This window comes from Saccharopolyspora sp. NPDC049357 (genome assembly GCF_040677225.1).
Taxonomy (GTDB): Bacteria; Actinomycetota; Actinomycetes; order Mycobacteriales; family Pseudonocardiaceae; genus Saccharopolyspora.
The window spans coordinates 67,821-76,648 of the sequence record NZ_JBFAQJ010000033.1; the positions used below are offsets into that span (position 1 = coordinate 67,821).

The window sequence follows — 8,828 nt, forward strand, 5'->3', positions numbered from 1 at the left end:
AACCTGAGACGCCGCCTGGACTCCGTGCGCCACTCCTGATGTATGTCCAATACACGGCGTCGCGGCGTACTCGCCAGACGACGTCTCAGAACCCGCAGCGGTGCCAGCTGCGAGAGTGGGCACAGACAAAGCGGCTCCGCCGCTTGCCCGTGGTGTTGGAACAGGGACGGTCGCAGTGAGCGTGTGGACGCGCCAGAGCCGCTGGGTGCGGTTGTTGAGCAGTCGTGTCCGCGAGGAGACGCGCGCTCGCTGGCACCGCTTCGAGGCGCTGTGGCGGCGGTCGATGCAGCTGCGCGTCGTCGTCAGCACCCTCGCGCTGTCGCTGGCCGTGGTGATCGTGCTGGGCATGGTGCTGCAGTGGCAGATCACCTCCCAGCTGCTGGAGTCCAAGGAGCAGGGCGCGATCGCGCAGGCCGAGGTGAGCCTGCCCATCCTGGAGCGCGAGCTCACCGCCGTCGACCCCAACTCCGACAGCGTCTCCGAGCAGCTGCAAGCCGCGCTGAACCGGCTGACGACCTCGTCCTCCGGCCAATCCACCAGCGATGTCGCCGGCGCGTTCACCGCCGTGCTGGTGGACGGTCGAGCGCCCGGCGCGCGCAACGCGCAGCCCGCCGCCGGTCCCATCGAGGACGTGCCCGAGGACCTGCGCGTGTTCGTCGAGCGCGGCCAGCTCGCCACCAAGATCCACACGGTGCAGCGGGAGAACGGCCCGGTCACGATGGTGATCGTCGGGACACCGGTGTCCAGCGCGACCCGCCCGTTGCAGATCTACCTGCTGTTCCCGCTGACCGCCGAGCAGCAGACCCTCGCCGGCCTGCAGCGGACCCTGCTGGTCAGTGCCGTGGTGCTGCTGGCGCTGCTGGGAGCGATCACCAACCTGGTGACCCGCCAGGTCGTGCGCCCGGTGCGGCAGGCCGCGCAGACCGCCGAGCAGCTCGCCGAAGGCGACCTGGACAAGCGGATGCGGGTGATCGGCGAGGACGACATGGCCCGGCTCGCCGAGTCGTTCAACGAGATGGCCGACAGCCTCAAGCAGCAGATCACGCAGCTGGAGGAGTTCGGCCAGCTGCAGCGCCGCTTCACCTCCGACGTCTCGCACGAGCTGCGCACCCCGCTGACCACGGTCCGGATGGCCGCCGACGTCCTGCACGCCTCCCGCGAGGAGTTCCCGCCCGGTCTGTCGCGCTCCACCGAGCTGCTGGTCGACGAGCTCGACCGGTTCGAGCTGCTGCTCGCCGACCTGCTGGAGATCTCCCGCCTCGACGCGGGCGTCGCCGACCTGGCCGCCGAGAGGCTCGACCTGCACGAGATCGCCGAGCGCGCCGCCGAATCCGTGCGCGCCATCGCCGACACCAGCGGCGTCGAACTCCGCGTGCTCGCACCCGCCGACGGCACCGACCTCACCATCGTCGCCGACGCCCGCCGCGTCGAACGGATCATGCGCAACCTCGTGGCCAACGCCATCGACCACGCCGAAGGCGGCCCGGTCGAGCTGCGCTTCGGGGGCAACGAGCAGGCCGTCGCCGTCACCGTCCGGGACTACGGCGTGGGGCTGCGCAGCGGCGAGGCCGAGCTGGTGTTCACCCGCTTCTGGCGCGCCGACCCCTCCCGCAACCGGCGCAGCGGCGGCACCGGGCTCGGCTTGTCGATCAGCCAGGAGGACGCCCGCCTGCACGGCGGCGACCTCGACGCCTGGGGCGAACCCGGCGAAGGCTCCTGCTTCCGCCTGACGCTGCCGCGCAAACCCGGCAAGGAACCCGAGACCAGCCCGCTGTCGCTGCCGAGCACCCGCCGCATCGCCGCCCCCGAAGCGCTGCTGGCCACCGGTGTGGAACGGCCGTCCGAAGGGGACGGTGAGCAGGACGTCCGCGACAAGGGGCCCGCTCGCCTGACCGAAGAGTCCTGGGAGGAGAAGTGATGGACGCGCACCGGTCACGCCGACTGGCGGCACTGCTGGTCCTGCTGCTGTCGGTGTCGGCATGCGCGTCGATCCCGGAAACCTCCGAGCCCAAGGCGGTCAAGGAGGTCGACGGCAGCAACACGACCATCCCGATCAACCCACCACCGGACGACATCGACCCGCTGGCCCTGGTGCGCAGCTTCGTCGACAAGGCCGCCTCTCCCGCCAGCAACCACGAGTCGGCCCGCAAGCACCTCGCGGAGTCGATGGAGCGCAACTGGACGCCACCGCCGGGCATGCTGATCGTGGAGAACGTCGACACCATCCCGGTCGCCACGCCGCAGCCGCTGCCCGACGGGGTCCAGCTGGTGACGCTGCGGGCCGATCGGATCGGCAGGTTGCTCGCCGATTCCTCGTTCGTGCCGGAGACCGGCGAGTTCGCCGTGGACGTGCGGGTGGAGCGCCAGAGCAACGGCCAGTGGCGGATCACCACGCCGCCGCCCGAGCTGGTCGCGAGCAAGACGTCCTTCAGCTCCATCTTCCGGCCGGTGCCGATCTACTTCCTCGACCACGACCTCACCGGCGTCGCCTCCGACCTGCGCTACGTGGTGGCGCAACCGGCCACCACGCTCCCGCGCCGGGTCATCGACCTGCTGACCTCCGGGCCGTCCGAGGGCATGCGGCAGGCGATGCGCACCGCCATCCCGCCCGGAGTGCACCCCAAGACCAACACCACCGAAGCCGCGGACGGCGCCATGGAGGTCAACCTCAGCGAGCTCGGCGAGGTCTCGCCCGAGACGCGCAAGCTGATCGCCGCGCAGGTCGTCTACACGCTCGAAGGCGTGAGCAGCGCGCGCGTGCGCATCAAGGAAGAGGGCGTGCCGCTGCTGCCCGACGGCAAGGACCTGCGGCCCACCGACATGGAGCAGTACGAGGCCGACAACGTGCAGCGCCCGGACCTGCCGGGCCTGGCGGTGGTCGACGAGCGCGTCCTGGTGCTCGACCGGAACGCGCGCCCGATCCCGGGACCGGCCGGTTCCGGCGAGTACGACGTGGTGCGCGCGGGGCGGTCGCCGCACGGCGACAAGCTCGCCGCGGTCACCCGCCGTCCCGGTGGCGTGGCGCTGCGCGTCGGCGACTTCGGCGAGCAGCTGGCCGAGCTGCCCACGGTCGGCAACTACATGAGCAAGCCGACGTGGCGCGGCGAGGAAGAGGCGTGGACGGTCGTCGACGGCCGCGGCGTGGTGCGCGTGGTCGACACCGGCGGCGAGTGGACCCCGCAGACCGTCGACACCCGCGCGCTGCCACCCGGACGTCCCATCACCGACCTGCGGTTGTCCCGCGACGGCACCCGGATCGCGGCGGTCATCGACGGCAGCGTGGTGGTCGCCGGGGTCGCCGAGCAGGACGGCCACGCGGTGCTGCAACGGCCGGTGGAGCTGCGCGCTCCGCAGGGCATGCAGGTCACGTCGGTGGAGTGGCGGCAGGACGAGTCCCTCGTCGCGATCACCGACAGCAACAACTACCCGGTCTACGACCTGTCCGTGGACGGCTTCCGCTGGGAGCCCTACACGGCGGCGAACCTCGGGCAGCCGCTGACCGCGGTCACCGTCGGCCCGGGAGGCCAGGTGGTGGTCGCCGATCGCCACGGCATCTGGCAGTCCCGCGACACCGACGACGTCTGGTCCCTGACAGACGCTCCGATCGGGGGCGCGTCCATCCCGTTCTACCCGGGCTGATCGCTCGCCCCAGCCCCGTTCAGAACCCCGGCGGCGAGGGCGGTGGATGGGGGACCGGCTTCGCTGATCGCCGACGCGCGTCGGTGAGTCGGATCGGCGATCGGGTCATGATCGGCCGGTGCTGTCCTCCCTGCGCGAAGCGCTCTCCGGTCTGGCCGACCTGCTGCTGCCGCTGCACTGCGTCGGCTGCGACGTCGCGGGCACCGCGTGGTGCCCGCGTTGCGCGGGCGGACTCGGCGGGTTGCGCCGGGTCGACCGGCCGCTGTTCGGGAACTCGCCACCGGTGTTCGCCCTCGGCCGATACCGGGGCGTCGCCCGGCGCGCGGTGCTGGCCTACAAGGAGGACGGTCAGCGCGCGCTCGCCGCTCCGCTGGGCGCGCAGCTGGCCACGGGGCTGCGCTCGATCACCCTCGACCGATCGCTGGAACCCGCGTGGTGGCTGGTGCCCGCGCCCTCGCGCGCGATGGCCTCGCGGCGGCGCGGCGGCGCTCACATGGCCCGGATCGCGCACTTCGCGGCGGTCGAGCTCAGCTCCGCGGGGATGCCGGCGCGCGTCGCCGACTGCCTGCTGACCGGTCCGGGCGCCGCGGATTCGGCGGGGCTCACCCCGCAGCAACGCCTCGACAACCTCTCCGGCCGGGTGCTGGTGCGCCTTGGCCGGCTGCCGCCGAGCGGGGCGCAGGTCGCGTTGCTCGACGACGTCGTGACGTCGGGAGCGACGGTGACCGGCGCTGCGGCCGCCCTCGACGTGGCCGGACGCCCGGTCGCGGTGGCGCTCGCCCTGACCGCGACCGCCGGTTGATCTCGTCGAGTGATTTCGCCCGACCTGATCGGCCCAGGAACTGATCAGCGCTCGCGTTCGTTCTCCGTGTGTGAGCTGGCAAAAAACGCCAATCGCCACCATGCGCAGAGCTACTGCGCCTTCTACCCGAACGGGTGAACCACCCGTTCGGCGGCTCACTCCGGTCACGCCTGGCACGCAGCGTGATCTGCTGCTTTCGGCAGCAAACATCACTCTCGGTGGATGCTTGACTTCGCCCGTCTGAGGGGGTGTCACAAATCGATAAACCGAGCTAACGTGGCGAACCAATCCAGCCAATCGAGGCGGAGGGAAGGAGCGAAAACCCATGTCCCTGGCGCCTGAAGTGAGCTGATCTCCTTTCCAGGCGCCCTCGTGCACACCTCGCCTACGGAGCTTGCAAGGAACGGAGGTCGTGAATGGATATCGTCGTCAATGGTCGTAACGTTCAGGTTCCCGATCACTACCGGGAGCACGTCAACACCAAGATGACCCGGCTTGAGCGGTACAACCGGAAGGCCATTCGGGCGGAAGTGGAACTGTTCCACGAGAAGAATCCCCGCCAGGCCAAGAACTGCCAGCGAGTCGAGATCACTCTGAAGGGCAAGGGCGCTCCTATTCGCGCCCAAGCTTGTGCAGGCGACTTCTACGCCGCGCTCGACGCCGCGACGACCAAGCTGGAGAGCAGGCTCCGGCGCATGCACGACCGTAGAAAGGTGCACTACGGACAGCACAACCCGACTTCCGTGGCAGAGGCGACCGCAGCGATGGCGGACCGGCCAGTGGTGACCGGCCCGATCGGGTCCGGCTCCGGTGGAGCCGAAGGCCGAACCGCGCTGCTCGAAGCGCCCCAGGAAGCTCCCGCGCACACCGCCGAGGTGCCGGGACAGCGCATGACCGAAGAGGACGGCTACGCCCCCGGCCAGGTCGTGCGCGAGAAGGAGCACTCGGCCAAACCGATGACCGTCGACGAAGCCCTCTACCAGATGGAACTGGTGGGGCACGACTTCTACCTCTTCTCCGACGCCGACAGCGGGCGTCCGAGCGTCGTCTACCGCAGGAAGGGATTCGACTACGGCGTGATCCGACTCGCCGACGCGTGAAAACCCATCTGGGCGGCTTGCCCGGCGGAACCCGAGGCGCCGTCTGGACCGCGGGCACCACTCCCGACCCACGCGGAGTGGTCGTCCTCCCCAGATGACGCCCCGGAACCCGCAGCGGTGCGAGCTGCGAGAGCGTGAAGCAGAACGCGGCCGACGTCGCTCGCCTGACGGCAGAGGGCGAGTCTGCGCCACGCCCGACCCACACGGCTGTCCCCCGCGTACGGTGGTTCGCGGGGGACAGCCGTGTGTTGCGTTCCGCCAACGCTGCATCGGACTACGGCACACCCCCACAGCCAGCTCTAATACGATGGCCACAAAGCGTCCGTGACGGACGCGTCACGATCAGCTAGCGAGGTCGACCGGATGGTCCTGTCCCGACTGCTCCGCGCCGGCGAGGGCAAGATGCTCAAGCGCCTGCGTGCTATCGCAGCGCACATCAACGAGCTCGAAGACACCGTCGCCGGTTTGTCCGATACCGAGCTGCGGGGCAAGACAGACGAGTTCAAGCGCCGCCACAGCGAGGGGGAGTCGCTCGACGAGCTGCTGCCCGAAGCCTTCGCGGTCGCCCGCGAAGGCGCCAAGCGCACCCTCGGCCAGCGGCACTTCGACGTGCAGCTGATGGGCGGTGCCGCCCTGCACCTGGGCAACATCGCCGAGATGAAGACCGGTGAGGGCAAGACCCTGACCTGCGTCCTGCCCGCCTACCTCAACGCCATCACCGGCGAAGGCGTGCACGTGGTCACCGTCAACGACTACCTCGCCAAGCGCGACGCCGAGTGGATGGGCCGCGTGCACCGCTTCCTCGGCCTGGAAGTCGGCGCGATCCTCGCCGAGATGACCCCGGAGCAGCGCCGCCATGCCTACACCGCCGACATCACCTACGGCACCAACAACGAGTTCGGCTTCGACTACCTGCGCGACAACATGGCCTGGAGCCTCGCCGACTGCGTGCAGCGCGGCCACCACTTCGCCGTGGTCGACGAGGTCGACTCCATCCTCATCGACGAAGCCCGGACCCCGCTGATCATCTCGGGCCCCGCCGACCAGTCCTCCCGCTGGTACCAGGAGTTCGCCCGGCTCGCCCCCATCCTCAAGCGCGACGCGCACTACGAGGTCGACGAGCGCAAGCGCACGGTCGGCGTCACCGAAGAGGGCGTGTCGATCATCGAGGACCAGCTCGGCATCGAGAACCTCTACGAGGCCGCGAACACGCCGCTCGTCGGCTACCTCAACAACGCGCTCAAGGCCAAGGAGCTCTACCAGCGCGACAAGGACTACATCGTCCGCGACGGCGAGGTGTCCATCGTCGACGAGTTCACCGGCCGAATCCTGGCCGGTCGCCGCTACAACGAGGGCATGCACCAGGCGATCGAGGCCAAGGAAGGCGTCGAGATCAAGGCCGAGAACCAGACGCTGGCCACGATCACGCTGCAGAACTACTTCCGCCTCTACGACAAGCTGGGCGGCATGACCGGTACCGCCGAGACCGAGGCGGCCGAGTTCCACGCCACCTACAAGCTCGGCGTGGTGCCCATCCCCACCAACGAGCCGATGGCCCGCATCGACCAGCCCGACCTGGTCTACAAGGGAGAGCCCGCCAAGTTCGAGGCCGTCGCCGAGGACATCTCCGAGCGCCACGAGAAGGGCCAGCCGGTCCTGGTCGGCACCACCAGCGTCGAGCGCTCCGAGTACCTGTCGAAGCTGCTGACCAAGCGCGGCGTCCCGCACAACGTGCTCAACGCGAAGAACCACCAGCGCGAGGCCGCGATCATCGCCGAGGCCGGTCGTCTCGGCGCCGTCACCGTCGCCACCAACATGGCCGGTCGCGGTACCGACATCGTGCTGGGCGGCAACGTCGACCACCTCGCCGACGCCGAGCTGCGCGAGCGCGGCCTGGACCCGGTGCAGAACCGCGAGCAGTACGAGGCCGAGTGGCCCGCCGTCGTCGAGAAGATCAGGGCGCAGGTCGACGCCGAAGCCGACCGGGTCCGCGAGGCCGGCGGCCTCTACGTGCTGGGCACCGAGCGGCACGAGTCCCGCCGCATCGACAACCAGCTGCGCGGTCGTTCCGGCCGTCAGGGCGACCCCGGCGAGTCCCGCTTCTACCTGTCGCTGGGCGACGAGCTCATGCGCCGGTTCAACTCCGCCATGGTCGAGACCGTCATGACGCGCCTGAAGGTGCCCGACGACGTCCCGATCGAGCACAAGATGGTCTCCCGCGCGATCCGCAGCGCTCAGACGCAGGTCGAGCAGCAGAACATGGAGATCCGCAAGAACGTCCTCAAGTACGACGAGGTGATGAACCAGCAGCGCACCGTCATCTACGACGAGCGCCGCCGGGTCCTGGCCGGTGAGGACCTGCAGGAGCAGGTCATGCACATGCTCACCGACGTCATCACCGCCTACGTCGACGCCGAGACCTCCGCCGGCTACGCCGAGGACTGGGACTTCGAGAAGCTCTGGAAGGCGCTGGGCTCGCTGTACCCGGTCGGCCTGAGCTGGGAGACGCTGGTCGAGGAGGACGACGACCTCAGCAAGGAACACCTGCTGGAGCTGATCACCGCCGACGCCAAGGACGCCTACGCCAAGCGCGAGGCCGAGGTCGACGGCAAGGTCGGACCCGGTGCGATGCGGGAGCTGGAGCGGCGCGTGCTGCTGAGCGTCCTGGACCGCAAGTGGCGCGAGCACCTCTACGAGATGGACTACCTCAAGGAGGGCATCGGCCTGCGCGCCATGGCGCAGCGCGACCCGCTGATCGAGTACCGCCGCGAGGGCTTCGACATGTTCGGCGGCATGCTGGACGCGTTGAAGGAGGAGTCGGTCGGCTTCCTGTTCAACGTCCAGGTCGAGGCCGCCGAGCCCGAGCCCGCACCGGAGCAGCCGGCCGTGCCGGTCTCGGTGAGCCAGGCGGGCAACGGTGTCCCCGAGGTCCCGCAGACGCCGCAGGTCCCGCAGGCGGGCGCTCAGCCCCAGGGCGCGCGTTCCCGGCGGGCCAAGCCCGCTTCGGCGGGACCGGCCCTGAGCCAGCTCGCCGGAGGCCCCGGCGACGGTGACGAGACCCCGCCCGCGCTGCGGGGCGGCGGTCTGCAGGCCCCCGGCAACCAGCGGCTGAGCTACTCCGGCCCGGACGAGACCGGCGAGGTGCAGAAGATCTCCGAGCAGGACGACCCGGAGACCCGGAGCGGCACCCGCCGCGAGCGCCGCGCGGCCGCCCGAGCCGACAGCAAGAAGAAGAAGCGCTGAGCCTCCGCTCACGCGAAGGGCCCCGGACCGTGCGGTCCGGGGCC

At 70.1% G+C, this 8,828-nt stretch carries 5 protein-coding genes; all 5 read left to right on the forward strand.

What is annotated here, in order from left to right; translation table 11 throughout:
- Positions 1-211 precede the first annotated feature (211 nt).
- The 5 genes from mtrB (at position 212) to secA (ending at position 8,784) form a co-directional block, all read left to right on the forward strand.
- A complete protein-coding gene (gene mtrB / locus AB0J91_RS24300; protein ID WP_363872908.1) occupies positions 212-1,918 on the forward strand; it encodes an MtrAB system histidine kinase MtrB in 1,707 nt (568 codons plus the stop codon).
- Positions 1,918-3,639, forward strand: a complete 1,722-nt coding sequence (locus AB0J91_RS24305) for an LpqB family beta-propeller domain-containing protein (protein ID WP_363872884.1) — start codon at positions 1,918-1,920, stop codon at positions 3,637-3,639. The genes mtrB and AB0J91_RS24305 overlap by 1 nt, the downstream gene beginning before the upstream one ends.
- A gap of 118 nt (positions 3,640-3,757) precedes the next feature.
- Positions 3,758-4,441, forward strand: coding sequence for a ComF family protein (locus tag AB0J91_RS24310; protein ID WP_363872887.1), 684 nt, complete (start codon positions 3,758-3,760; stop codon positions 4,439-4,441).
- Between the two features lie 416 nt (positions 4,442-4,857).
- Positions 4,858-5,541, forward strand: coding sequence for a ribosome-associated translation inhibitor RaiA (raiA, locus tag AB0J91_RS24315; protein ID WP_363872890.1), 684 nt, complete (start codon positions 4,858-4,860; stop codon positions 5,539-5,541).
- A 363-nt stretch (positions 5,542-5,904) separates the two neighbouring features.
- Positions 5,905-8,784: a preprotein translocase subunit SecA gene (gene secA / locus AB0J91_RS24320; protein ID WP_363872893.1), complete on the forward strand. Its 2,880-nt coding sequence runs from the start codon at positions 5,905-5,907 to the stop codon at positions 8,782-8,784.
- Positions 8,785-8,828 lie beyond the last annotated feature (44 nt).